At 63.3% G+C, this 23,501-nt stretch carries 24 protein-coding genes; 12 read left to right on the top strand and 12 right to left on the bottom strand.

Translation table 11 applies throughout. The features are described 5' to 3' along the window. Positions 1-10: 10 nt before the first annotated feature. From ACZ5BO_RS07840 to ACZ5BO_RS07860, 5 genes are all read right to left on the bottom strand, one after another. Positions 11-721 carry an ABC transporter permease gene (locus ACZ5BO_RS07840; protein WP_025127742.1) on the bottom strand — a complete coding sequence of 237 codons (711 nt, stop codon included), beginning with the start codon at positions 719-721 and terminating at the stop codon, positions 11-13. Continuing rightward, positions 718-1,446 carry an ABC transporter permease gene (locus ACZ5BO_RS07845; RefSeq protein WP_025127743.1) on the bottom strand — a complete coding sequence of 243 codons (729 nt, stop codon included), beginning with the start codon at positions 1,444-1,446 and terminating at the stop codon, positions 718-720. Before ACZ5BO_RS07845 ends, ACZ5BO_RS07840 begins: the two co-directional genes overlap by 4 nt. Before the next feature lie 56 nt (positions 1,447-1,502). Next, complete coding sequence (locus ACZ5BO_RS07850) at positions 1,503-2,285, bottom strand: transporter substrate-binding domain-containing protein (protein ID WP_464699097.1); 783 nt, start codon at positions 2,283-2,285, stop codon at positions 1,503-1,505. Between the two features lie 332 nt (positions 2,286-2,617). After that, positions 2,618-5,059 (bottom strand): penicillin acylase family protein, encoded by a 2,442-nt coding sequence (locus ACZ5BO_RS07855; RefSeq protein WP_464699099.1) that lies wholly within the window; start codon positions 5,057-5,059, stop codon positions 2,618-2,620. Positions 5,060-5,304: 245 nt separating this feature from the next. Then, positions 5,305-5,946: a glutathione binding-like protein gene (locus ACZ5BO_RS07860; RefSeq protein ID WP_464699101.1), complete on the bottom strand. Its 642-nt coding sequence runs from the start codon at positions 5,944-5,946 to the stop codon at positions 5,305-5,307. A gap of 145 nt (positions 5,947-6,091) precedes the next feature. On the opposite strand from ACZ5BO_RS07860, the gene ACZ5BO_RS07865 reads away from it, so the two are divergent. After that, positions 6,092-6,640, top strand: a complete 549-nt coding sequence (locus ACZ5BO_RS07865; protein ID WP_025127747.1) for a cysteine hydrolase family protein — start codon at positions 6,092-6,094, stop codon at positions 6,638-6,640. 65 nt (positions 6,641-6,705) lie between these two features. Here ACZ5BO_RS07865 and ACZ5BO_RS07870 read toward each other — a convergent pair whose 3' ends face one another. From ACZ5BO_RS07870 to ACZ5BO_RS07885, 4 genes are all read right to left on the bottom strand, one after another. After that, the gene (locus ACZ5BO_RS07870; protein WP_007923047.1) at positions 6,706-6,906 is read right to left on the bottom strand and encodes an SEC-C metal-binding domain-containing protein; all 201 of its coding nucleotides are present in this window, start codon (positions 6,904-6,906) and stop codon (positions 6,706-6,708) included. A gap of 6 nt (positions 6,907-6,912) precedes the next feature. After that, positions 6,913-7,398: an LEA/WHy family protein gene (locus ACZ5BO_RS07875; RefSeq protein WP_464699105.1), complete on the bottom strand. Its 486-nt coding sequence runs from the start codon at positions 7,396-7,398 to the stop codon at positions 6,913-6,915. A gap of 65 nt (positions 7,399-7,463) precedes the next feature. Continuing rightward, the gene (locus ACZ5BO_RS07880) at positions 7,464-7,940 is read right to left on the bottom strand and encodes a YchJ family protein (protein ID WP_025127749.1); all 477 of its coding nucleotides are present in this window, start codon (positions 7,938-7,940) and stop codon (positions 7,464-7,466) included. Positions 7,941-7,944: 4 nt separating this feature from the next. Beyond that, entirely contained in the window at positions 7,945-8,442 is a 498-nt protein-coding gene (locus tag ACZ5BO_RS07885) for a DUF6231 family protein (protein WP_025127750.1), read from the bottom strand. A gap of 190 nt (positions 8,443-8,632) precedes the next feature. On the opposite strand from ACZ5BO_RS07885, the gene ACZ5BO_RS07890 reads away from it, so the two are divergent. The 4 genes from ACZ5BO_RS07890 (at position 8,633) to ACZ5BO_RS07905 (ending at position 11,307) form a co-directional block, all read left to right on the top strand. Continuing rightward, on the top strand, positions 8,633-9,322 hold the full coding sequence (locus tag ACZ5BO_RS07890; protein WP_025127751.1) for a PA1041 family peptidoglycan-binding anchor lipoprotein: 690 nt from the start codon (positions 8,633-8,635) through the stop codon (positions 9,320-9,322). Between the two features lie 89 nt (positions 9,323-9,411). Further along, the gene (locus tag ACZ5BO_RS07895) at positions 9,412-10,137 is read left to right on the top strand and encodes a PA1041 family peptidoglycan-binding anchor lipoprotein (RefSeq protein WP_464701203.1); all 726 of its coding nucleotides are present in this window, start codon (positions 9,412-9,414) and stop codon (positions 10,135-10,137) included. Between the two features lie 140 nt (positions 10,138-10,277). Beyond that, positions 10,278-10,556 carry a DUF1145 domain-containing protein gene (locus ACZ5BO_RS07900; protein WP_025127753.1) on the top strand — a complete coding sequence of 93 codons (279 nt, stop codon included), beginning with the start codon at positions 10,278-10,280 and terminating at the stop codon, positions 10,554-10,556. Further along, positions 10,549-11,307 (top strand): hypothetical protein, encoded by a 759-nt coding sequence (locus tag ACZ5BO_RS07905; RefSeq protein WP_025127754.1) that lies wholly within the window; start codon positions 10,549-10,551, stop codon positions 11,305-11,307. Before ACZ5BO_RS07900 ends, ACZ5BO_RS07905 begins: the two co-directional genes overlap by 8 nt. Positions 11,308-11,361: 54 nt before the next feature. Here the strand turns inward: ACZ5BO_RS07905 and ACZ5BO_RS07910 are convergent, their stop codons facing one another. Further along, complete coding sequence (locus ACZ5BO_RS07910; protein WP_025127755.1) at positions 11,362-11,826, bottom strand: CopD family protein; 465 nt, start codon at positions 11,824-11,826, stop codon at positions 11,362-11,364. Between the two features lie 98 nt (positions 11,827-11,924). Here ACZ5BO_RS07910 and dinG point away from each other — a divergent pair, with 98 nt between their 5' ends. From dinG to pdxH, 6 genes are all read left to right on the top strand, one after another. Beyond that, positions 11,925-14,069: an ATP-dependent DNA helicase DinG gene (gene dinG, locus ACZ5BO_RS07915; protein ID WP_025127756.1), complete on the top strand. Its 2,145-nt coding sequence runs from the start codon at positions 11,925-11,927 to the stop codon at positions 14,067-14,069. A 93-nt stretch (positions 14,070-14,162) separates the two neighbouring features. Next, positions 14,163-16,562 (top strand): beta-agarase, encoded by a 2,400-nt coding sequence (locus ACZ5BO_RS07920; protein WP_464699109.1) that lies wholly within the window; start codon positions 14,163-14,165, stop codon positions 16,560-16,562. A 206-nt stretch (positions 16,563-16,768) separates the two neighbouring features. Then, positions 16,769-17,923 (top strand): serine hydrolase domain-containing protein, encoded by a 1,155-nt coding sequence (locus tag ACZ5BO_RS07925; protein ID WP_464699111.1) that lies wholly within the window; start codon positions 16,769-16,771, stop codon positions 17,921-17,923. Between the two features lie 108 nt (positions 17,924-18,031). Continuing rightward, positions 18,032-19,177: an EstA family serine hydrolase gene (locus ACZ5BO_RS07930; RefSeq protein WP_025127759.1), complete on the top strand. Its 1,146-nt coding sequence runs from the start codon at positions 18,032-18,034 to the stop codon at positions 19,175-19,177. Positions 19,178-19,318: 141 nt separating this feature from the next. After that, positions 19,319-20,563 (top strand): OmpA family protein, encoded by a 1,245-nt coding sequence (locus ACZ5BO_RS07935; protein ID WP_464699113.1) that lies wholly within the window; start codon positions 19,319-19,321, stop codon positions 20,561-20,563. 23 nt (positions 20,564-20,586) lie between these two features. Next, positions 20,587-21,234 (top strand): pyridoxamine 5'-phosphate oxidase, encoded by a 648-nt coding sequence (pdxH, locus tag ACZ5BO_RS07940; RefSeq protein ID WP_025127761.1) that lies wholly within the window; start codon positions 20,587-20,589, stop codon positions 21,232-21,234. A 10-nt stretch (positions 21,235-21,244) separates the two neighbouring features. Here pdxH and ACZ5BO_RS07945 read toward each other — a convergent pair whose 3' ends face one another. Further along, positions 21,245-21,481, bottom strand: coding sequence for a hypothetical protein (locus ACZ5BO_RS07945; RefSeq protein ID WP_025127762.1), 237 nt, complete (start codon positions 21,479-21,481; stop codon positions 21,245-21,247). A 173-nt stretch (positions 21,482-21,654) separates the two neighbouring features. On the opposite strand from ACZ5BO_RS07945, the gene ACZ5BO_RS07950 reads away from it, so the two are divergent. Continuing rightward, positions 21,655-22,119: an outer membrane lipoprotein gene (locus ACZ5BO_RS07950; RefSeq protein ID WP_025127763.1), complete on the top strand. Its 465-nt coding sequence runs from the start codon at positions 21,655-21,657 to the stop codon at positions 22,117-22,119. 78 nt (positions 22,120-22,197) lie between these two features. Here the strand turns inward: ACZ5BO_RS07950 and nhaA are convergent, their stop codons facing one another. Continuing rightward, a complete protein-coding gene (gene nhaA, locus ACZ5BO_RS07955; protein ID WP_025127764.1) occupies positions 22,198-23,385 on the bottom strand; it encodes a Na+/H+ antiporter NhaA in 1,188 nt (395 codons plus the stop codon). Positions 23,386-23,501 lie beyond the last annotated feature (116 nt).

Below are 23,501 nucleotides of genomic sequence, written 5' to 3' on the forward strand. Positions count from 1 at the left end.
GTTGCAAGTCCTAGTGGGTTGGCCCGAGGAAGGCCAGCCAGCGGCGTTCGGCGAGGCGGAACAGGCCCACCAGGGTGAAGGTCACGCACAGGTAGATGATCGCGGCGATGCCGAACGACTGAAACGTCAGGAAGGTCGCCGAGTTGGCGTCCCGGGCGATTTTCAGAATGTCGGGAATGGTCGCGGTGAACGCCACCGTGGTGGAGTGCAGCATCAGGATCACCTCGTTGCTGTAGTAGGGCAGCGAGCGGCGCAGGGCCGAGGGCATGATCACGTAGGCATACAGTTTCCAGCCACTGAGGCCGTAGGCCTTGGCCGCCTCGACTTCGCCGTGGGCCATGCTGCGGATCGCCCCGGCGAAAATTTCTGTGGTGTAGGCGCAGGTATTGAGGGCGAAGGCCAGGATGGTGCAGTTCATCGCATCGCGAAAGAACGCATCGAGCACCGGCTGCGCACGAATCGCGGCGATGCTGTAGATCCCGGTGTAGCAGATCAGCAGCTGGATGTAGAGCGGCGTGCCGCGAAACAGGTAGGTGTAGAACTGCACTGGCCAGCGGATGTAGCGCTTGGGCGAAACCCGGGCAATGGACAGCGGGATCGACACCACAAAACCGATACAGATTGATGCGCTGAGCAACCACATAGTCATGGCCAGCCCGGTCATGTGGTAGCCGTCGCTGTAGAGGAACGGCCGCCAGTATTCCTGCAGGAGTTCGATCATCGCACGGCCTCCCGGGCACCGGCCGCATAGCGGCGTTCAAGCCGGCGCAGCACGAAGTTGGAAGCACTGGTGATCAGCAAATAGATCAATGCCGCCAGGACCAGGAAATAGAACAGCTGGTAGGTGCTCTTGCCGGCGTCCTGGGCGGCCTTGACCAGGTCGGCCAGGCCGATGATCGACACCAGGGCGGTGGCCTTGAGCATCACCATCCAGTTGTTGCCGATGCCCGGCAGGGCGAAGCGCATCATCTGTGGGAACACCACGAAGCGAAAGCGCTGGCCGCGCTTCAGGCCGTAGGCGGTCGCCGCTTCTACCTGGCCCCGAGGCACTGCAAGGATCGCCCCGCGAAAGGTCTCGGTGAAGTAGGCGCCATAAATGAAGCCCAGGGTGATGACTCCGGCGCTGAAGGGGTTGATCTCGATGTATTCCCACTCCATGAAATCCGTGAAGGAGGTCAGCCAGGTCTGCAGGCTGTAGAAGATCAGCAGCATCAGGACCAGGTCCGGCACGCCGCGGATCAGGGTGGTATAGAGCTGGGCAGGAATGCGCAGCAGTTTGAAGCTGGAGAGTTTGGCGCTGGCGCCCAGCAGGCCGAGCAGAACGCTGACCAGGAGCGACAACACCGACAACTTGATGGTCATCCAGGTACCTTCCAGCAGCAGAGGGCCGAAACCCTTGAGGCTGAAGGCGGAAAGCCCCAGGTTTTTTAGAAGTTCTTCGAGCATCGATCAGTGACCCGTGGCGATAAAAAAGGCGCCCATCGAGGATGGGCGCCGGCAGGTTATTTACCGCTGTAGAGGTTCAGGTCACCGAAGTGTTTTTTCTGGATGGTGGCGTAGGTGCCATCATCGTGTAACGCTTTGATACCTTTATCCAGAAGCGCTTTCAGCTCTTTGTTACCTTTCGAGATACCGACGGCGGTCTTGGCCGGCAGCAGGGGATCGTCCACCGGCTTGCTGACCTCGTAGTCAGCGCCCTGAGGCGACTTGAGGAAGCCCAGTTCGGCCTGCAGCATGTCCTGGATCGAGGCATCCAGGCGCCCGGAGGTCAGGTCGGCGTAGACCTGGTCCTGGTTCTGATAGGCCTGGGTCTTCACCCCGGCCTTGTCCAGTACGGCCTTGGCATAGGCTTCCTGGATAGTGCCCTGCTCATAGCCGACGGTCTTGCCCTTGAGCGATGCGCTGTCTGCGCTCAGGCCCGAGCCTTTCTTGAACACCAGTGCGGTAGGGCCGGAGAACAGCTCGCTGGAAAAGTCGATGACCTTTTCCCGGGCCGGAGTGACGGTCATGGAGGAGATCACACCGTCGAATTTATTGGCCTTGAGGCCCGGGATCATGCCGTCGAAGTCACTTTCGACCCACTTGCACTTGACCTTCAGCTCGGCGCAGATGGCGTTGCCCAGGTCGATGTCGAAGCCCACCAGGCTGCCATCGGCGGCCTTGGATTCGAAGGGGGCATAGGACGGGTCGACGCCGAAGCGCAGCTCCTTGTATTCCTTGGCCAGGGCGGAGCCGGCGGCCATGCACAGCGCCAATGCAGAAAGGGTCAGCAATGCTTTTTTCATTATTCAATCCCTAAGAACCAATATGAGCGCTTGTGGCGCGTGAGTACTGTTACTGGAACGCATAAGACTTAATGAAAGTAGCAATTTCCGAACCAGAGTCCCGAACAAGTGTTTTAAAAGCTGTTGATAGTCTTCGAGCCAAGCGTGCCGAGCACTGAAATGGGGCGTGCTGCTGGCCTGGCGCCAAGAGAGTGCGTGATGTCTGGGAGGGGCCATGCGGCCGGTGCCGAGCGGATGTTCGCCGGGTGGATCGCTGGAGGCTGGGGTGAGGGCCGATCGTTGTCGGGCAAGCCCGCTGGCGCAAGGTGCGCCAGCGGGTTGGAGCAGCTGGATTACTTGCCGGGGACCAGGGTCAGGCGGGTCTTACCGTAGCTGCGTTCGAAGTTCTGCGGCTGCATCGGGAAGCTCAGGTACTGGGCCTTGAGCCAGCCATCGATGCCGTTGGCGTAGTTCGGGCTCACCGGGTTGCTGGATTGGCCACTGCTGTTGAGGCCCATCAGCGGCTCGCTCAGTGCGAAGTCGACGATAAAGCGCAGAGTCGGGGTGTGGCTGATGGCAAAGTCCTGGCCCCAGTGATACCCGGCGCTGTTGATGGTGTTGTGGTCGCCCCCCGCCTGCAATGGCCCGCGAAGCGCCTGGCCGTTGCTGTTGCTCCAGCGATAGCTGTGCAGCTTGCCCCACTGCCAGGCCTTGCGGTCGCCGCCCATCAGTTGCTCGCCGGCGCTGACGGCCGCCGCCAGGCTGTGGGCAATGACCGTCGGTTTGTCTGCTTTCTGTCCGGCACGCGAGTCGCCCCAGAACGGGCTGTCTTCTCGCCCCAGAAGATGGTCGGCCTGGGCCGAGTAGGACAGGCCGGCGTTGGCGACCAGGGCTTGCCAGGCGATAGCGGACTCCGGGCCGAGTCGACTGAGGAAGATCTGCTTGGCGCTTTCCTGGAGGAACAATTCGTAGAGCGCGGCGTCGGCGGAGCCGGCACTGAGCTTGCCGTCGAAGGCCATCAGCCGGCTGTAGGCCTCGCGGGCCTTGGCCCGGTCAGCCTCGGGCAGGACCTGGATGGCGTTTTTCAGCGGCTGGGCCATGCCCGGTGCCTCGAACATCTGCTTCAACTTGGCGGCGAACAGGGTGCTCTGGTCGTATTGCAGGGCAATCAGGCTGCGGTTGTCCTGTTTGCCGGCAGACAGCAATTGGCCGATGCGCTCGGCCCGCTCGGGAGCCTCCCAGGAGTTGGACAGTTGCATGCCGTAGCCACGGGAGATCACCCGTTGATTGGCAGTGGCGATCCAGCCTTGCGCCGGGTCCTGGTCGTAGGGATGGAGCATCGGGTCGGCGTAGCCGTCCCAGTCATAGCGCCCGTCCCAGCCGGGAGACGGCAGCAGGCCCTGGCCTTCGCGGCGGTTGGGGAAGCGCCCGGTGACCTGCCAGCCAATGTTGCTGGCGTCGGCATAGACCATGTTCAGGGCAATGGCGCGGATCTCGCGGCTGGCGTCGGAGGCTTTTTCCGCATTCTGCGCCCGGGACAGGTCGAAGAACGCATCCAGGCTCTTGTCGTCCTTGAGCTCCGGCACCTGCAGCGCCAGGCCGTAGCCATTGGCCAGCGGGGTGTTGGCGCCAATCCCCAGCGAGCTGTTGAGCAGTGGGCCGTGGCGGGTTTCGTACACCGCTTCGCGAATCGGCCGCTGGCCTTTGACGAAGTAGGTTTCGTTGCGAACGATGGTCGGCTGCCATTTGCCGTTGTTCAGGTAATACAGGGCATTGCCCTGGCGCTTGAGTTTCTCCAGGAACAGGTCCTGGTTGTCGCCCATCGCTGAGCTCATGCTCCAGGCCAGCTTGCCGTTGAACCCCTGCAGAATGGCCGGCAAGCCGGCAATCGAGGCGCCCGCCACCTGATACTTCGGGGCGCGGAGCTGCACGTAGTACCAGGCGCTGATCTGGCTGTCGCTGGCCAGCAGGCTGCGACCGCTGCGGGCGCGCTGCGGGGCCACCGCCAGGTTGCTGCCTCCGGTGGCTCCCAGGGTATTGAGGGCCGACATCTGCCTGGCGGCAAGGCTCAGCTCGGCCAGGCCGGGCACCTGCACGGCCAGCCCCTTGAGCTTGTCGGCCTCGGCCATGGGCAGGGGTTCATCGGGGTAGCTCGGCGTCAGCCAGGGCAGCGTGTCGCTGCCGACTTTTTGCGTGAGGACCAGCGCATTGATCTCTTCCAGCAGGTTGGCGGACTGGCCGAAATTCAGCAGGCAGAAGATCAGCGCCGAATCCTCGGCCTTCCAGTATTCGGGGGTGTAGCCCTTCGACGCCAGATCCGGCGGCAGTTTGTCGCGATAGCGGAACAGGTAGGCGTTGACCCCCCGGGCATAGACCTCGAAGAAACGCTTGATGCGTGGCGACGAGGCCTTGTACAGCTCGTCGGCGCTTTTCTTCAGGTTCACCGCGCGCATCAGCCGGTCGACGTCCAGCACCTCGGCGCCGGACATCTCCGCCAGCCGGCCCTGGGCCAACAGACGCAGGGTGACCATCTCGCCGATGCGGTCGCTGGCATGCACGTAGCCGAGGGTGAACAGCGCATCGTGGAAGCTGTTGCTTTCGATCAGCGGTACACCGACAGCATTGCGTCGTACGGAAACGTTCTGCGCCAGCCCCTTGAGCGGTTGTACGCCAGAGGTGGGCGGCAGGGTGTTCTGAGTGTTCCAGGACTGGCATCCGGCCAGGCTGAGAGCGCCGGCCACTGCCGCAGCAACGCCGAACCGGGGAAGAAAATGTGAGAGGGCTGGCGAGGCCATGGCAAAGCTCCTGCGGGGGGTAGCGTCGATAAAGGCGCTACGTTAGTGAGCAGGCGAGTGCCGCGCAAGCGCGGGCAGGAGGTATTTCTCGAGCGCGCGATAAATAGTCATCGCCGGGCCCCCGCGACCTGCGAAAACCCGTAGGAGCCGGCTTGCCGGCGAAGAGGCCTTCGGTCCCTGAATCGCCCCCGTGGCCGCTTTCGCTGGCAAGCCAGCGCCTACAAGAATCGACTGCGCAGGGGGGGCTATGGCGCGGGATTCACTTGTTCCACCAAGGCGTATGCGCGCTCGGTAGCCGGCCGGGCCCGGATGCTGTTGAACCAGCGCTGCAGGTGCGGAAAGTCCTCGAGCTTCTGGCTCTGCTTCTTGTACGACGCAATCCACGGATAGATCGCCATGTCGGCAATGCTGTATTCGTGGCCGGCGACGAAGTCCCGGTCTGCCAGGCGCCGGTCCAGCACGCCGTACAGGCGCGCGGTTTCATCCACGTAGCGCTTGATGGCGTAGGGGATCTTTTCCGGGGCGGACTGGTTGAAGTGATGGTTCTGTCCGGCCATCGGCCCCAGCCCGCCCATTTGCCAGAACAACCATTGCAGGGCTTCCTGGCGGCCTCGCAGGTCCTGAGGCAGGAACCTTCCGGTCTTTTCCGCGAGGTACAGCAGAATGGCCCCGGACTCGAACAGCGACAGGGGCTCGCCGCCATCCGCCGGCTCATGGTCGACGATGGCCGGAATCCGGTTATTGGGGGCGATCTTCAGGAACTCGGGCTTGAATTGTTCGCCCAGGCCAATATTGACCGGGTACAGGGTGTAGGGCAGGCCGGCTTCTTCCAGGAACAGGGATATCTTGTGGCCGTTGGGGGTGGTCCAGTAGTACAGGTCGATCATGCAGTGCTCCAAGTGAGATGCGTCTGTATTAAGCGACAGCAAACTTCGGCATTAGATCGCCCGGTGTGCATTCTTTGGCTTGCCGGCAACAGGAGGTGATGCTGAAGTGGGAGCAATTCAATCACGGCTCGACAGAGAGTTTTTCATGCCCATCCCCGCCAGCACGGCATTGATGCTCATCGATCAGCAACAGGGCATCCTCCATCCCCGGCTTGGCCCGCGCAACAACCCCCAGGCAGAGGAGCGGATGCTTGAATTGCTGGCGTATTGGCGTGCCCGAAACTGGCCGGTGATCCATGTGCAGCACCTGTCGCGCTCGACGGATTCGGTGTTCTGGCCTGGGCAGTCCGGGGTCGAGTTCCAGCCGTGCTTTGCGCCCCGGCCGGGGGAATGGCTGATCCAGAAGCAGGTGCCGGACGCTTTTTGCGCCAATACCCTGGAGGCGGACCTGCGAGAGGCGGGGATCGAGCAACTGGTGATCGTCGGCGTGGCCACCCACAACTCGGTGGAATCGACGGCGCGTAGTGCCGGTAACCTGGGTTTTGCCGTGTGGGTGGTGGCCGACGCCTGCTACACCTTCGACAAACTCGACTTTGCCGGCCGGGCCCGTACCGCCGAAGAGGTGCACGCCATGTCGCTGGCCAACCTGGATGGCGAGTACGCCACCGTGCTGACCCTGGCGCAGCTGCTGTAGAAACAGCCAGGCCGGGCCCAGCTTGCCGGCGGATTCACGCAGGCAAGCGTGCTTGCGCTGTCAGATCAAGCGCCGTGGCACTTCTTGAACTTCTTGCTGCTGCCGCATGGGCAGGGGTCATTGCGGCCGACGTCCTTCAGGGCGTTGCGCACCGGCTCCTGGTGGGCGTGGTTGCAGTGCGGGCCGTGAACATGGCCATGGTCATGATCGTGGTGGTCATGATCGTGATTGCAGTCAGGGCCATGGACATGAGGTTGTTGGGTCATTGCTGGTTACTCCGGAATAAAATCGCCGGGAATTATCACGCCATTGCGCTTCAGGTGCACGTCCCGGCCGATGAATAATCCGATTTCCAGCTCGCCTTCCAGGCGATAGGGGATGGGGCGCTGCGGGTTGCGTAGCAGTTTCACCACGTCGCGGATCTGGGGCCAGAGGTTGGTGCGCACCGGCACCTTGAAGAAGCGGCTGCTGTGGGGCGTGACGGTGAACCAGTGTTCATGTTCGCCTTCACTGAGCAGAAAACGCTCCAGGTAGACGCGGTAAGTCAGGCGGCGCACCGTCAGGTCGCTGTCGTTGGGATTGTCCACGCGCAGGTGCAGGGTGAAGCGTTGCTCCAGCAGGTTGGCCTTGACCACCTCGACCTTGACCAGGTGCACCGTGGGGTCCGCTTCCTCGTCGCTGAACCAGGACACGCAGCCCGACAGGCCCAGTACCCCAAGCAGGCAGATTGTCCGTAACGCGCGCAGCTCACCGATCATTGCAAGTGTCCCTTTGAAGCCCCGTTGCCCGTCCTGGGCGTGGGGAGAGCGTAGCCAGCGAAGGCTCAGCGGGTGAAATAGCTGGCGCAGCACTTCTTGAACTTGTGCCCGCTGCCACAGGGGCAGGCGTCATTGCGGCCAGCCTTCACCGGCACCGTGGGGTCGATGAAATACCAGCGCCCCTGATTCTGCACGAACGACGAGCGCTCCCGGTGGCTGTGTTCGCCCTGGCTGTCATGCCAGCGTGCGGTGAAGGTGACGAAGGCATGCTCGGGCTGGCCGCCGAAGACTTCCGAGCTTTCCACCTGCAGCCCCAGCCAGGTGCTTTGCGCACTCCAGTCACTGATGGACTGGCGATCCAGGCCGGTTTGCTGGGTGGGCAGCGTGGTGGCCAGCAGATAATCCACCTGCCCCAGCACATAGGCGCTGTAGCGCGAGCGCATCAGGGCTTCGGCGCAGGGCGCGGGATGGCCGGCATGGTAATGGCCGCAGCAGGCGTCCAGCAGGTTGCCGCTGCCACAGGGACAAATCGAGGCACTCATCGGGTTACCACCAGTACTTTCCAAAATTTTCCGGGTTTGCCCAGAAACGAGCGTTGAGCCAGTCGGGCACTTGTTTGTATTCAAGCAGATCGTAGGTAAACAGGGTCAGCACCTGTTCTTCGCGCTGGAAGTGCTCGCTGGCCTGCAGGGCCAGGGAAAAGAAGTCGGTCTCCTGCCAGCCGCAGGCGGACAGGTCGGCGAGCACCGCGATCCGGCTGGCATTGAGGTTGCGGATCCCCCCCAGCAGGTTCAGGCCATCGCGCTTGGGCAGGTGCTCCAGGCAATCCACCACCAGGGCCAGGTCGAAACGCTGCGCGGCCAGTGCGGCGGGCAGCGGGCCGGGCTCTGCCTGGGCCACCTGGGTACCGGGGTGGGCCTGCTTGAAAGCGGCTAGCGCGGGGAAGTCGCTGGCCCCGATCAGCAGCAGCCGTTGCGGTGCGTAGCGATCCAGCAGGGCTGCCAGAGCCTGCTGGGGTGTGCGGGTAGAAAGGTCGGCGCTCATCTTGGCTCCTCGATCAGACTGTTAAAGACTAGCGTGCCGGCATCTGCGGGCCTAGAGCGGTTCACCACTAAATCGACGAACCTCCCGTGTTTACGGGACCAAACCGGTGATAGCCGGGTGCTGGCGCAGATGAAAGGTGCGGTCTTTACTCCGTGAATCGGCCTCGAGCCGATCCCTCAGGAGAAATCAGATGAGCATCATTCGGACGGCAGTACCCCTGGTTCTGTTAACCAGTGTGTTGACGGGTTGTGCAGGTTTGCAGAAAACCGACTGGCCGATCTGCGCCGCGGTGGGCGGCGTCACGGGCGCGGCGCTGGGCGCCACCGAAAGCTCCTCATGGGCTGGCGGCGGCGCGTTGCTGGTCGGTGGCCTGGCCGGAGCCTATTGCTGGGTAAAAGGTGATGGCGACGAGGACGGTGATGGCGTGCCGGACAGCCGTGACAAGTGCCCCCATACGCCCAAAGGCGTGCAGGTCGATGCCAATGGCTGCCCTCCACCGCCACCGGTGGTGGAAGAGGTGGTGGTGGTCAAGGAAGAAACCATCGTCATCCGCGATGTGCACTTCCACTTCGACTCGGCCAAGTTGACCGACGCCGACAGGACCAAGCTCAACACCATCGTGACTCGCCTGAAACAGGAAGCACCGAGCGCGCAACTGCGAGTGACCGGCTACACCGACAGCGTCGGCAGTGATGCCTACAACCAGAAGCTCTCGGATAAACGTGCTCATTCGGTGGTGGAATACCTGATCGCCAACGGTATCCCTCGCAGCAGCTTCGTATCGGTCTCCGGTGCGGGTGAAAGCCATCCGGTGGCGGATAACAAGACCGCCGAAGGCCGGGCAATGAACCGTCGCACGGAAATCCAGATCAACCGCTGAAGCCCTTTGCCGGCGCGGCTTGTGCAGCTGTGCATGGCAGTCTTTACTCCTGTGTGACCGGTCTGGCCGGTGACACAGGAGCATTCATGATGAGCATCCTTCCTCGGGCCGTGTTGCCGGTCCTGCTGCTGGGCAGTCTGTTGACGGGCTGCGCGACCCACAGTGATGGTACTGCCCCCCTCAACCAACGAACCTGGCCTCTGTGCAGCCTGATCGGCGGCTTGGCCGGCGGTGGCCTGGGGGCAATCGAGAGCGGTGGCTGGGCCGCAGGTGGAGCCGCCCTGGGGCTGATCGGCGGCGGCCTGATCTGCTACGCCCAGGACGGTGACGAGGACGGCGATGGCGTGTTCGATCGGCGTGATCACTGCCCGGATACCCCGGCCAATACCCCGGTGGACGATCGTGGTTGCCCGTTGCCGCAGTACCCGCCGGCGGTCAAGGCACCAGAGCCCGAGGCGCCGCCCGCGGAAGTGATCACCCTCAGTGACCAGGGCAAGGTGTTGTTTGCCTTCGACTCGGCCCAGCTGACAAGCGAGGCGCGTGATCAGTTGCAAGGGCTGATGAGCAAGCTGGGCAGCGCTGAGGTGGTGAGTATCAAGGTCATAGGGCATACCGACAGCCAGGGTTCCGACGCCTACAACCAGAAACTCTCGGAGCGCCGTGCCAGCAGCGTTGCCGACTTTCTCCTGAGCCAGGGGCTGGCGCCGAACAAGGTCAGCAGCCAGGGCCTGGGAGAGAGCCAGCCAGTGGCGGACAACGACAGCGAGCAGGGACGGGCGCAGAACCGTCGAGTGGAGTTGCATCTGCAGCGCTGAGGTGAGGGCCCCGGGTCGGCGATCCTCGTCGATCCGGCGGCTAAACAGACGCCTGGCGAAGAATTTTCATCCCCCCCTCTGGCTTATCCTCGGGATAAATCGTTACTGTGCGCGCAAAGAATAATTCACGAGGGGAGCGTATGAGGGTCTTATGGGGGCTGGGGAAATTCTTCACCGGGTTGTTCTGGCTGGTAGTGCTGATCAACCTGGCGATGCCATTGATCAACCCGTTGCATGTGCTGGTCAATCTGGCGGGCAGCCTGTTGCTGTTGACCCATCTGCTGGAACTGTTGCTGTTCAATGGCAGCCTCAAGGGCCGTGCCCATCCCTGGCGTGATCGGTTGCAAATCCTGCTGGTGGGGATCTTTCACCTGCAGACCCTTCCCGCTCCTGCCGTCGTCGAGGCCGATCATGCGTAAACTCTGCCTGTTGGCCCTGTTCTGCAGCCCCCTGGCCATGGCCCAGGTGGTCAAGGTTGAGACCAACTCCCTCATGCGCTTGCCCAATACCGCCAGCACCCTGCAACTGGAGCGCCTGGAAGTCGCCGACTACGGCACCTTGCTGATTCCGGCCAATGTCACCGAGCTCAAGGTCGATGACCTGAACCTGGGGCGTGAAGCGCGGATCGCCATCGTGCCGACCGAGCAGAGCCTGCAACTGATCGTTCGCCATGCCCAACTGGGCGCGGGCAGCCAGATCACTGCCCGGGGGGCGCCGGGCACTTACCTCAAGGCTGCCAAGCCTGGACGCAACCTGAACCTGCGCATCGAATCGCTGCAGGCCCAGGAGTTGTCGGTGGATGCCCGTGGTGGCGCAGGCGCGCCGGGCTATGTGGGTCTTGACGGGGCCAATGGCCAGGAACCGGGATGCACCTGGGGCCAGGCCGGGCGCGGTGCCGATGGCGACAACGGCGGTGACGGTCGCCCGGGCGCTGCGGGGGCCCAGGTACGGGTGGAACTGCCCCGGGACTTTCCCGGTGAACAGATCAAGGTCTGGGTCGAGGGGGGCGCCGGCGGCCTGGCAGGAGCCGGTGGCAAACCGGGGGCGGGCGGCAAGTCCAAGGGCTGCCTGGTCTATCGCACCGATGGTGGCAAGAGCGGGCGCCCCGGTACTCAAGGCCAGCCTGGGCCGGCAGGAGAGGCCGGTTCGCTGACCGTGCAGCGCCTGTAACAGCCTGCCTGTACCCCGTCACCAGCCGCCCGCCTGATTGGCGGGCGGTTGCGTTCAGAAGATCGGCCGGGCCGAGGCCAGGGCCACCAGCAGCAGGCCGATGATCAGGTTGATCCCCACCAGGCGGCGGATCCTGCCCAGCGCGGCTGCACCGGCCGGCCAGTCCTCAGCCGCCACCGCCTTGCGCAATTCGGGTAGCTGCAGGGCCTGGATGCGAATGAACAGGGCGGTCATCACCAGGTACACCCCGATCATCACCTGGACATAGCGTGGCGCCGTTTCGAAGCCACTGAAGCGCAGGTGCAGCAGGCCGATACCGCTGATCGGCAAGAGCACCACCGCGGCCCAGACCCAGACGAAAAAACGCGGAAACACTTCTGTCCACAGCTTCAGTCGTGCAGGCCCCTCTAGGGCCACCATGGCCGCCGGGCGCAGGACCATCCAGGCGAAAAACATGCCGCCGACCCAGACCAGGGCGGCCAGTACATGCAGGGTGTAGGCAAGGGCGAAAGGGGTCATTCGGGTACTCCGTTCTGCGCGGGATGAATTAGCGGGGTATGATAGCGGCCGATTCGAACCACTGAAAATTTATCCAGCGTTTTGTGCGCCCGAAAACCATGATCAGCAACGAACTCAAAACCACGATCCAGGGCGCCTACTCGCGTTTTCTCGAAGCCAAGAGCCTCAAGCCGCGATATGGCCAGCGCCTGATGATCGCCGAAGTGGCCAAGGTCCTGGGTGACATCGACACCGACGACGAAGGCCGGCGCAGTGGCGACCCGGCGGTGGTCGCGGTGGAAGCGGGCACCGGTACCGGCAAGACCGTGGCCTACAGCCTGGCGGCGATTCCCACGGCCAAGGCCGCCGGCAAGCGCCTGGTGATCGCCACCGCCACCGTGGCCCTGCAGGAGCAGATCGTCTACAAGGACCTGCCCGACCTGATGCGCAACAGCGGGCTGAATTTCAGCTTCTCCCTGGCCAAGGGCCGGGGGCGCTACATGTGCCTGTCCAAGCTCGACATGCTGCTCCAGGAAGGCCATGCCCAGACCGCCACGGCCCAGCTGTTCGAGGAAGAAGGCTTCAAGATCGAAGTGGATGAAGCCAGCCAGAAGCTGTTCACCAGCATGATCGAGAAGCTCGCCGGCAATAAATGGGACGGCGACCGCGACAGCTGGCCCACGGCCCTGGAAGATGCCGACTGGGCACGCCTGACCACCGACCACAGCCAGTGCACCAACCGCCATTGCCCGAATTTTGGCCAGTGCGCCTTCTACAAGGCCCGGGAGGGCATGGGCAAGGTCGACGTGATCGTCACCAACCACGACATGGTCCTGGCCGACCTGGCCCTGGGCGGCGGCGCGGTGCTGCCGGACCCCCGCGATACCCTTTACGTGTTCGACGAAGGCCATCACCTGCCGGACAAGGCCATCGGCCACTTCGCCCATTACACCCGCCTGCGTTCCACCGCCGACTGGCTGGAGCAGACCGCCAAGAACCTCACCAAGCTCCTGGCCCAGCATCCGCTGCCGGGGGACCTGGGACGCCTGATCGAACAGGTGCCGGAGCTGGCGCGGGAGATCAAGACCCAGCAGCAGTTCATGTTCACCGCCTGTGAGCAGTTGGCCGACTTCAAGACCGGCGAAGACATGGAAGGCCGCGAGCGCCCGCGCCATCGCTTTGTGGGCGGGCTGATCCCCGACCATATGCGGGAAATGGGCATCGAGCTGAAAAAAGGCTTCTCGCGCCTCACCGACCTGTTCACCCGCCTCACCGAACTGCTCAAGGAGGGCATGGACGGCGAGGTCAATATCGGCATCGCCAGCAACCAGGCCGAAGAGTGGTACCCGCTGTTCGGCAGCCTGCTGGCCCGGGCCTCGGGCAACTGGGAGCTGTGGACCGCCTTCACCATCGAAGACCCGGAAGACAATCCGCCCATGGCCCGCTGGCTGACCCTGGCCGAAAGCGGTTCGCTGTTCGACATCGAGGTCAATGCCAGCCCGATCCTGGCGGCGGAAATGCTCCGACGCAATCTGTGGAATGTGGCCTACGGCGCGCTGGTGACCTCGGCGACCCTGACCGCCCTGGGCACCTTCGACCGCTTCCGCATGCGCGCCGGCCTGCCCAAGAAGGCCGTGACCGCGGTGGTGCCCAGTCCTTTCCATCACGCCGATGCCGGCGTGCTGCGGGTCCCTGACCTGCGCGCCGACCCGCGGGATGCGCCGGCACACACCGCGGCGATCATCCGCGACCTGCCGGAGCTGGTGGAAGGTTCCCGCGGCACCCTGGTGCTGTTCTCCTCGCGCAAACAGATGCAGGACGTGTTCGACGGCCTGGACCGCGACTGGCGCAAGCAGGTGTTCATTCAGGGCAACCTGTCCAAGCAGGAAACCCTCAACAAGCACAAGGCCCGGGTCGACGGTGGCGATTCCAGCGTGCTGTTCGGCCTGGCGAGCTTCGCCGAAGGGGTGGACCTGCCCGGCGCCTATTGCGAGCACGTGGTGATCGCCAAGATCCCGTTCTCGGTGCCGGACGATCCGGTGGAAGCGGCTCTGGCTGAGTGGATCGAGGCCCGGGGCGGCAATCCGTTCATGGAAATCTCGGTGCCGGACGCGTCCCTCAAGCTGGTCCAGGCCTGTGGTCGCCTGCTGCGTACCGAACAGGACCGCGGCACCATCACCTTGCTGGACCGGCGCCTGGTCACCCAGCGCTACGGCAAGGCGATCCTCAACGCTTTGCCGCCGTTTCGTCGAGAAATATCCTGAGTACGGCCCGCAGATTGGCGGGCTGTGCTGTCTATCTCATGTCACTGCTTCAGTACCGGCCGTTTTTCGGTCCCTAGGGAGAACCAGGTTCATATGATTCGCCGCTCTTTGCCCGCTGTACTTGCCCTGTTGTGCGCAGCTCCCGCCTTGGCGGCGCCTGCCGGACAACAGACGCTGTTCAACTTTGTCCGGCCGGCCGCGGTGGTTCAAGTCGCGACACAAGATGCCAGCCTGCCTCAGTCCAACGCGGAGCAAACGGCCGAAGGCGAAGTGCTGCGGCGAATCACCTTCAATCCGGTGGCCAGGCCGAGCCTGATCCTGACTCCCCAGAGCGGTGCCTGGGACTGGTCGCAGTCGGGAATGATGACCTTGCGCATCCAGAGCGCGATGAACTGGGCCCTGACCCTCTACGTCACCCTGCAAAGCAACGATGGCAAGACCCTGGTCAGCCGGGTCGACCTGCCGGCCGGCCCGGCGCAGACCCTGTTGGTGCCGCTGGTGGCCAGCAGCCCGTTGAGCCAGGGCATGAAGGCCGGACCGCCGATGCCGATGACCGTGGACGGCCAGCGCATTCTGCTGGCCAGCAGCGAAGGGCAGCTGGATCGCAGCCAGGTGGTGTCGGTGACCTTGTCGATGGACAGCCCTAAGGCCACCCAGAGCATTCTGCTTGAGCGTTTTGGCGTGCAGGATGGCGAGGGTGTGGTCAAGGCGGTCTACGGTTCGGTGGTGGATGGTTATGGTCAGTCGACCCGGGCCCGCTGGCCGGAAAAAATCAGCACGGATGAGCAGCTCAAGGCAGCCGATGCCCGGGAGCAGCAACAGCTCAAGGGCTGGTTGGGCGAGCGCGAGAAAATGGCCCTGGACACGTTCGGTGGTTGGAGCGACGGGCCAGGCTTCAAGGCCAGCGGCTTCTTCCGTACGCAAAAGCGCGATGGCCGCTGGTTCCTGGTGACGCCGCAAGGGCACCCGTTCTATTCCCTGGGGGTCAACACGCTAGCCCCGGACAACAACCAGACCTATGTCGCCGGCCGCGAGTGGATGTTCGCTGCCTTGCCCAAGGAGGGTGAGCCCCTGTCTGCCTACTACGGCGAAGGCGACAACCGTGGTGGCAATGGTGCGGACCAGGGGCGCGGCTACAATGCCGGTCGCTGGTACGACTTCTACCGGGCCAACCTGCAGCGCACCTATGGGGCGCCTTGCACTGTCAGTCGTGAGGCGGCGGTTGCGGCGGCGAGCAATGAGGCCCAAGCGGTTGCCCCTGAGACAGGCGCAGTCCCTTGCGCCACGCCGGGTTTCGAAGAGAAACGCTGGGTCGGTCATACTCTGGACCGGCTGCAGGCCTGGGGTTTCAACACCATCGGCAACTGGAGTGCGCCGGCCCTGGGCCTTGCCGATCGGGTGCCCTATACCTTGCCGCTGTCGATCGTTGGTGATTACGCCAGCATCAGCACCGGCAGCGACTGGTGGGGCGGCATGCCCGATCCATTCGATCCACGCTTTGCCATGGCCACCGAGCGCGCCGTGGCCATCGCGGCTCGCGATCATCGGGACGATCCCTGGCTGATCGGCTACTTTGCCGACAACGAGCTGGCCTGGGCTGGCCCAGGTGACGATCCGAAGTCCCGCTATGCCCTGGCTTACGGCACCTTGCGCCTGACTACCGACGTCCCGGCCAAACGCGCCTTCCTCAAGCAACTGCGCGACAAGTACCGCAACCAGGCCGGGCTGTCGAAAGCCTGGGGCATCGACTTGCCGGCCTGGGAACTGATGGAAGACCCGGGTTTCGAGGCACCGCTGCCAAACCCTGAGCACCCGGAGATCGAAGCGGACTTCAAGTATTTCCAGAAGGTCTTTGCCGACACCTATTTCAAGACCATCTCTGACTCGCTGAAATGGCACGCGCCCAACCACCTGCTGCTGGGAGGCCGCTTTGCTGTCAGCAACCCCGAGGCGGTGGCCTCCTGCGCCCAGTACTGCGATGTGCTGAGCTTCAACATGTACAGCCTCAAGCCCCAGGATGCTCAGGACTTCGCGCAACTGCGCAGCCTCGACAAGCCGGTGCTGGTGACCGAGTTCAACTTCGGTTCGCGGGACCGCGGCCCGTTCTGGGGTGGTGTCACCGAGCTGGCCCGGGAAGAAGACCGCGGCCCGGCCTATGCCAACTTCCTCAAGCAGGCCGTGAGCGAGCCGTCGATTGTCGGGGTGCACTGGTTCCAGTACCTCGACCAGCCGGTGACCGGGCGCCTGCTGGACGGTGAAAACGGCCATTTCGGCCTGGTGGGCATCACTGATGTGCCGTTCCAGGGCTTTGTCGACAGCGTGCGCAAGAGCAACCTGCTGGCCCTTGAGCAACTGGGCAAGGTGGTGGCGAAGGCCCATGCCCAGGCGCAACAGGCGGCTGCGGCCGAACATGCTCCCGAAGATGGCGGCAAGGATCACGCCGGCAAGGGCCAGGAGGGGCACGCCGGTGGCCACTCCGGCAAAGGACACTGAGTCGGGGGAGGGGCCGCTTCGAGCGGCAAGCCACGAGCTTCAAGTGAGTGCGGTGCGCTGTAGCTTGTCGTTTGTAGCCGGCTTGACCGTTCGGCTGGTCGTCGTGCGTTGGCCGGTCGGACCTTGACCCAGGTCTATGGCTGGTAAAGCGCTGGCCAAAATAATCCGCCCTTCACAGGAGTTTCATTGTTGAAGGGAATCGACTCATGGACATCCACGGTTATTGCGTATCCGAGTTGGATGCGGTCTATCAGGCTTTCGCCGAGCTGTTTGACGACCCCAGCGAGCGCGGCGCTGCGGTCTGTGTCCAGGTCGGGGGCCAGACCCTGGTAGACCTTTGGGCCGGCACCCGCGATCAGCAGCGCAGCCTGCCCTGGTGCAAGGACACCCTGGTCAATCTGTATTCCTGCACCAAGCCGTTCGCTGCCGTTGCGCTGCTGCAACTGGTGGAACGCGGCCTGTTGCAGTTGGATCGGCCCGTTGCCGACTACTGGCCCGAGTTTGCGGCGTCGGGCAAGCAACAGGTGACCTTGCGCCAGGTGCTTTGCCATGTTTCCGGGTTGCCGGCACTGCGCCAGCCACTGCCGCACGCCACGCTCTACGACTGGGATTTCATGATCGAGTGCGTTGCCGCCGAGCCACTCTGGTGGGCGCCTGGCAGCACGTTGAGCTATGCCCCGATGATCTATGGTTGGGTGCTCGGGGAGCTGATACGGCGCGTCGACGGACGTGCGCCCGGTGATTACATCGCCGATGAAATCTGTCGGCCGCTGGGCCTTGATTGTCATGTGGGGGTTGCCGAACGGGACTTCCAGCGCCTTGCCTTTCTGGCCCGCGGGGAGGGTTGGGTCGGCGACAAGGCGGCCCAGGACTTGTGGTGGGTGGTGCGCAACGAGCCGGATAACGTGGCCACCCTGGCCTTTTCCAACCCCGCGGTGTCGCCGCACCTGACCCACCAGCCGCGCTGGTGGCGCATGCAGCATCCGGGGCTCAACGGGCATGGCAACGCCCACAGCCTGGCGGGCTTCTACAGCGCATTGCTGGGAGACCAGTTGTTGGGCGCGCCGCTACGAGAAGCGTTCACTCGGCCCCACAGCGCCGGTTGGGACCGGTCATTGCGCACGCCGACACGTTTCGGCCTGGGCTGCATGCTCGACCAGGCGGATCAGGCCAATGCCACCTTTGGCCTGGGGTCGCAGGCCTTCGGGCACCTGGGGCTGGGCGGGTCAGTGGGCTTCGCTGACCCGGAGCGCGATCTGGGCTTTGGCTTCGTTACCAACACCATGGGCGGCTTCAGCCTGATGGACCCCCGGGCCCAGCGCCTGTCACGACTCGCCGGGGCGAGCCTGGCAGCGCTCTGACCCATGCAGACGCTGGTCGCCGGCGGTTCGCTGGCGGTTCCCAAAAGCCCTCAGGGCTGGAACAATGCGCGCCACGTTGTCGAGCATTGTTCCGGGGGGAATTCACGGGTGCAGATTCAGGGTCATTACGAGCTTAAATTCGAAGCGCTGCGCGAGGCTTTTGCGGCGCTTTTCGAGGATCCCCAGGAGCGCGGCGCGGCCTTGTGCATCCAGATCGGCGGGGAAACCGTCATCGATCTCTGGGCTGGCACCGCCGACAAGGACGGCGCCGAGGCTTGGCACAGCGACACCATCGCCAACCTGTTCTCCTGCACCAAGACCTTCACCGCGGTTACAGCGCTGCAGTTGGTTGCCGAAGGCAAGCTCAAGCTGGATGCGCCGGTGGCCGACTACTGGCCGGAGTTCGCGGCGGCAGGCAAGGGCGCGATCACCCTGCGACAGCTGCTCTGCCATCAGGCCGGATTGCCGGCATTGCGCGAGCTGCTAGCGCCAGAAGCCCTCTATGACTGGCAGACCATGGTCGACGCCCTGGCCGCAGAGCAGCCCTGGTGGACGCCCGGTGAAGGGCACGGCTACGCCGCCATCACATATGGCTGGCTGGTGGGGGAGTTGATCCGGCGAGCCGATGGTCGCGGGCCTGGAGAGTCCATCGTGGCCCGCGTGGCGAGGCCCTTGGGCCTGGATTTCCATGTCGGCCTGGCCGACGAGGAATTCCACCGGGTGGCGCATATCGCTCGGGGCAAGGGCAATGTCGGCGACGCTGCCGCCCAGCGCCTGTTGCAAGTGACCATGCGCGAGCCCACCGCCATGACGACCCGGGCCTTCACCAATCCACCGTCTATCATGACCAGCACCAATAAACCCGAGTGGCGGCGCATGCAGCAGCCTGCGGCCAATGGCCACGGCAACGCCCGCAGCCTGGCCGGGTTCTATACTGGCCTGCTCGATGGCAGCCTGCTGGAGGCCGATATGCTTGAAGAGCTGACCCGTGAACACAGCCTGGGCATGGACAAGACACTATTGACCCAGACCCGTTTCGGCCTGGGCTGCATGCTCGATCAGCCCCAAGTGGCTAATGCCACCTATGGTTTGGGCGCACGGGCGTTCGGCCATCCGGGAGCAGGGGGCTCCATTGGTTTTGCTGATCCGGAACATGATGTGGCCTTCGGTTTTGTGACCAATACCCTGGGACCCTACGTTTTGATGGATCCTCGAGCGCAGAAGTTGGTGCGGGTTTTGTCGGATTGTCTGTAAAAAGGTTGCTGTTAAGAACTTTTTTTGCTTAAACATGCTTGGAAAGCTGCGGGATGGAACCCTGTGGCTTTTATAATTTCCAAGCGTCTGTTTGTAGCGGTTATTTAAACCGTTCTTTTTATCTCATTTTGTGGATATCCCATGTCGTCGAACAAGTCTTTAGCCTTGGCCATTTGCCTGACCGTCACCGGTTGTGCACAAACCCCACAAAATGAAGCGGATGGCGGCCACTGGTGGTCGTTCGGATCCGATAAGGCCAGCAGCAAGGAGGCTGTGCAGGCGCCTGAAAAATCGGCCACCGTCGACGCCACTCCGGCGGCTCCGGCAAGCAAACCTGCGGTTGCCGCCAAGTCCACTGCTCCTGCGGCCGCTGCCGGTAAAACCGCCGCCGCCTCCAAGCCGGCCGCGCCGGCTGCCAAGGCTGCTGCCGCCAAGCCCGCTGCAGTCGCTGCGGCGCCAGCAGATCCAGCCGCTGTAGCGGCGGCGCCCGCGGCACCTGCCGCCAAGGCCGAGAGCAGCAACTGGTGGTGGCCATTCTCCTCCAAGGATTCCGCCGACCAGCCGGTGGCCGAAGCCAAGAAGGCCGAACCCGTTCCAGCGCCGGCTGCAGCAGTGGCCAAGGCTGCCGACTCCGAAACCAACTGGTGGTGGCCGTTCCCTAAGAGCCAGCCAAAAGCCCTGAGCAAGGTCAACGTCGCGGACATCCCGATGCCCGACCCGAAGATCACCCAGGCCTGGCTGGACGACTACGAGCCGCGCCTGCGTGAAGCGGTGAAGGACAGCAAGCTGCAAGTGGAACGTCGTGAAAACGTGCTGGTGGTCACCGCACTGGTGGACGCATCCTTCAACCCGGACCGCCCGGCCATGCTGCTGCCGGTGACCCTGGGCCCGTTCACTCGCGTGGCCAAGGCGGTCGAGGGTGACTCCAAGACTGCGGTATTGATCCTCGGCCACGCCGATGCCACCGGGCCGACCCTGGCCAACCAGAAGCTGAGCCGCGATCGCGCCCAGTCCGTTGCCGCCATCTTCAGCCTCAGCGGCCTGAAGCAGGACCGCCTGATGCTGCGTGGCATGGGCTCGGTCATGCCTCGCGCCGCCAATGACAGCCCACAGGGCCGTTCGCTGAACCGCCGTGTGGAAATCATGCTGACCCAGCGCAGCACCATGTTGGGCCTGCTGAGCAAGTACAACCAGCCGACCCCGGCCGAAAATGAAATGGTTGCTGTGCAGGATGTGGCTCCGATCGTGCCGGCGGCGAAATCCAAGAAGGCGGCGACTCCCGCCAAGAAAACCACCGTGGCCAAGAAGCCAGCAGCCAAGAAGGCTCCAGTGAAGAAAGCGGCAGCCTCGAAGAATGCGACCGCCACCGCTCAGGCCAAGAACTGATTCTCCAGTAAAAGGAAGCAGGCATGACTCAGTCTCTGGCTGATATGCGCCGCGACTACACCCGTGATGGTTTGTCCGAGGCTCAGGCCCCGGACGAGCCCTTTGCGCTGTTTCACCAGTGGTTTGCCGATGCGTTGAAAACCGAGCAGCCGCCGGTGGAGGCCAATGCCATGACCCTGGCGACGGTCGATACCGACGGTCGGCCCCATTGCCGCATCCTGCTGCTCAAGGGCCTGGATGAGCAGGGCTTTACGTTCTTCACCAACTACGAGAGTGCCAAGGGCCAGCAACTGGCCGCGCGGCCCTTTGCTGCCATGACCTTCTTCTGGCCGACCCTCGAACGCCAAGTGCGGATCGAGGGACGGGTGGTCAAGGTCACTCCCGAGGAGTCCGATGCCTATTACCAGGTGCGTCCCCTGGGCAGTCGGCTGGGCGCCTGGGCTTCACCGCAGAGCCGGGTGATTGCCGATCGCGCCGAGTTGCAGGAACTGCTCAAGGTCACCGAGGCTCGTTTCAGCGACAGTCAGCCCGATTGCCCGGAGCACTGGGGCGGGTATCGCCTGTTGCCGGAGCGCATCGAGTTCTGGCAGGGGCGTACCAGTCGGCTGCACGATCGTTTGAACTATCGCTTGCAGGCGGGCCAGTGGGGCCGCGAACGCCTGGCTCCTTGAACACTGCGGATCACGCGCCGGGGTAACCGGCCGCAGCGGCTTCGAGCCATTGCGGCAGGTCCCGGCGTTTTACTTTCTGGCGCTGGGCCTCGGCCAGTTGCTGCAGCATGAATTGCTTCTTCTGCTCATCGCCTCCGGCCAGGGACAGTGCCAGGTCACGATCCACCCAGCGTTTGATGCGCACGTAGAGCCACCAGTGGAAATACAGGCCGGCGAGGGTGGTGACGATGATGATGAAGTAATCCATGGAAATCCTTTATTCGGTAGCGCTGTAGTGGATGTCGGCGTTACCGTATTGAGAAGGTTTAGCGTTTGCGCAGTCTGTACTCAGGCTGAATGAAAGCAATTTTATCCGGGCGACGCCGTGACAGGTGTCAAGCCGCGGAGTCTAATAACTGTCTGTCCTTTGGAGTTGATCCTATGCGTAAGTCTGTTTTGCTGGTTGCGTCTTTTACCACGATGGCGATGTTGCTCGGCGGCTGTGCCTCTAACCTGACCGGTGACTCTTACTCCCGTGATGAAGCGCGTCGTGTGCAAACCGTGCGCATGGGTACCATCGAGTCCCTGCGTCCGGTGAAAATCGAAGGCACCAAGACCCCAATCGGCGGTGCTGCGGGTGCTGTGATCGGCGGTGTTGGCGGCAGCGCCATCGGTGGCGGCCGTGGCAGCATCGTGACTGCAGTCATCGGCGCAGTCGCCGGCGGCTTGCTGGGTTCGGCCACTGAAGAAGGCCTGACCCGTACCCAGGGCGTGGAAATCACCGTCCGTGAAGATGACGGCAGCATGCGTGCCTATGTGCAACAAGTGCAGGAGAACGAAGTGTTCCGTGTTGGCGACCGCGTGCGCATCATGAGTGTCAACGGTACCAGCCGCGTTACCCGTTAACCGATACCCGCACAAACAAAACCCCGGCCAGGCAACTGGTCGGGGTTTTGTTTTTCAAGCTTGCAGGAGCCCTGGGATTCAGGAAGCCAGGGGCTTGTTCCTGCGGCTGGCGGCGGCGGTGACGGCGTAGCCGATCAGGGCTGCGAACAGCGAGCCTGTCAGAATGCCCATGCGGTCCATGCCGGCGTATTCGCTGCTACCAGGCTCGAAGGCCAGGGAGCCGACGAACAGGCTCATGGTGAAGCCGATGCCGCACAAAATCGCCACGCCCAGTACCTGGCCCCAGTTGGCCCCAGCAGGCAGCGCGGCGATGCCGGTCTTGACCGCCAGCCAGGTCAGCCCGAATACGCCGATGGTCTTGCCCAGCAGCAGGCCGATGGCGATGCCCATTGGTACGAAGTGGGTAAAGCTCTCGATGGTCACGCCGCTCAGGGACAAGCCAGCGTTGGCGAAGGCGAACAAGGGCAGGATGCCGAAGGAAACCCAGGGGTGCAGCGCGTGTTCCAGCGCCAATGCCGGTGAGGGCTCGGCATTGCGGGTGCGCAGGGGGATGCAGAAGGCCAGGGTGACACCGGCCAGGGTTGCATGGACCCCGCTCTTGAGCACGCAGACCCAGAGAATCAGACCGATGATCATGTAGGGCCCCAACTTCACCACCCCCATCCGGTTCATCGCCACCAGGGCGGCGATACAGGCGGCAGCCAGCATCAGCGACAGGGTCGACAGCGCGCCGGAGTAGAAGATTGCAATGATCACGATCGCCCCTAGGTCATCGATGATCGCCAGGGTCATGAGGAACAGCTTCAGCGAGGTCGGTACCCGCTTGCCCAGCAGTGCCAGTACCCCGAGGGCGAATGCGATGTCGGTGGCGGTGGGAATCGCCCAGCCATTGAGTGCCGGCGGGTTGTCCCGATTGAGGAACCAGTAGATCAGCGCCGGCACCAGCATGCCGCCAATCGCCGCGGCGCCGGGCAGGACGATCTGCGAGGGCTTGGACAATTGGCCATCCAGGACTTCGCGCTTGACCTCAAGGCCGATCAGCAGGAAGAACAGGGCCATCAGGCCATCGTTGATCCACAGCAGCAGTGGCTTGGCGATCTGCAGGGCGCCGACCTGGACTGCGACCGGGGTTTCCAGCAGGCCGTTGTACAACCAGGACAGCGGTGAGTTGTTGATGATCAGGGCCAGGATGGCGGCAGCAATCAATAACAGACCGCTGGCAGCTTCCATGGCAAAGAAACGAGTGAAAGTGCTACGCAGAGGCAAGGTCGCTCTCCATCTAAAACTGAAAAAGGTGGCACACCCTAACCTGTACAGTTAGTTGTTAAAACAAAAGTTATATTCTTTTTTGTTATATGCAGGGAGCAAGCGGCCTGCTGAAA

This window comes from Pseudomonas sp. FFPRI_1 (assembly GCF_055384485.1).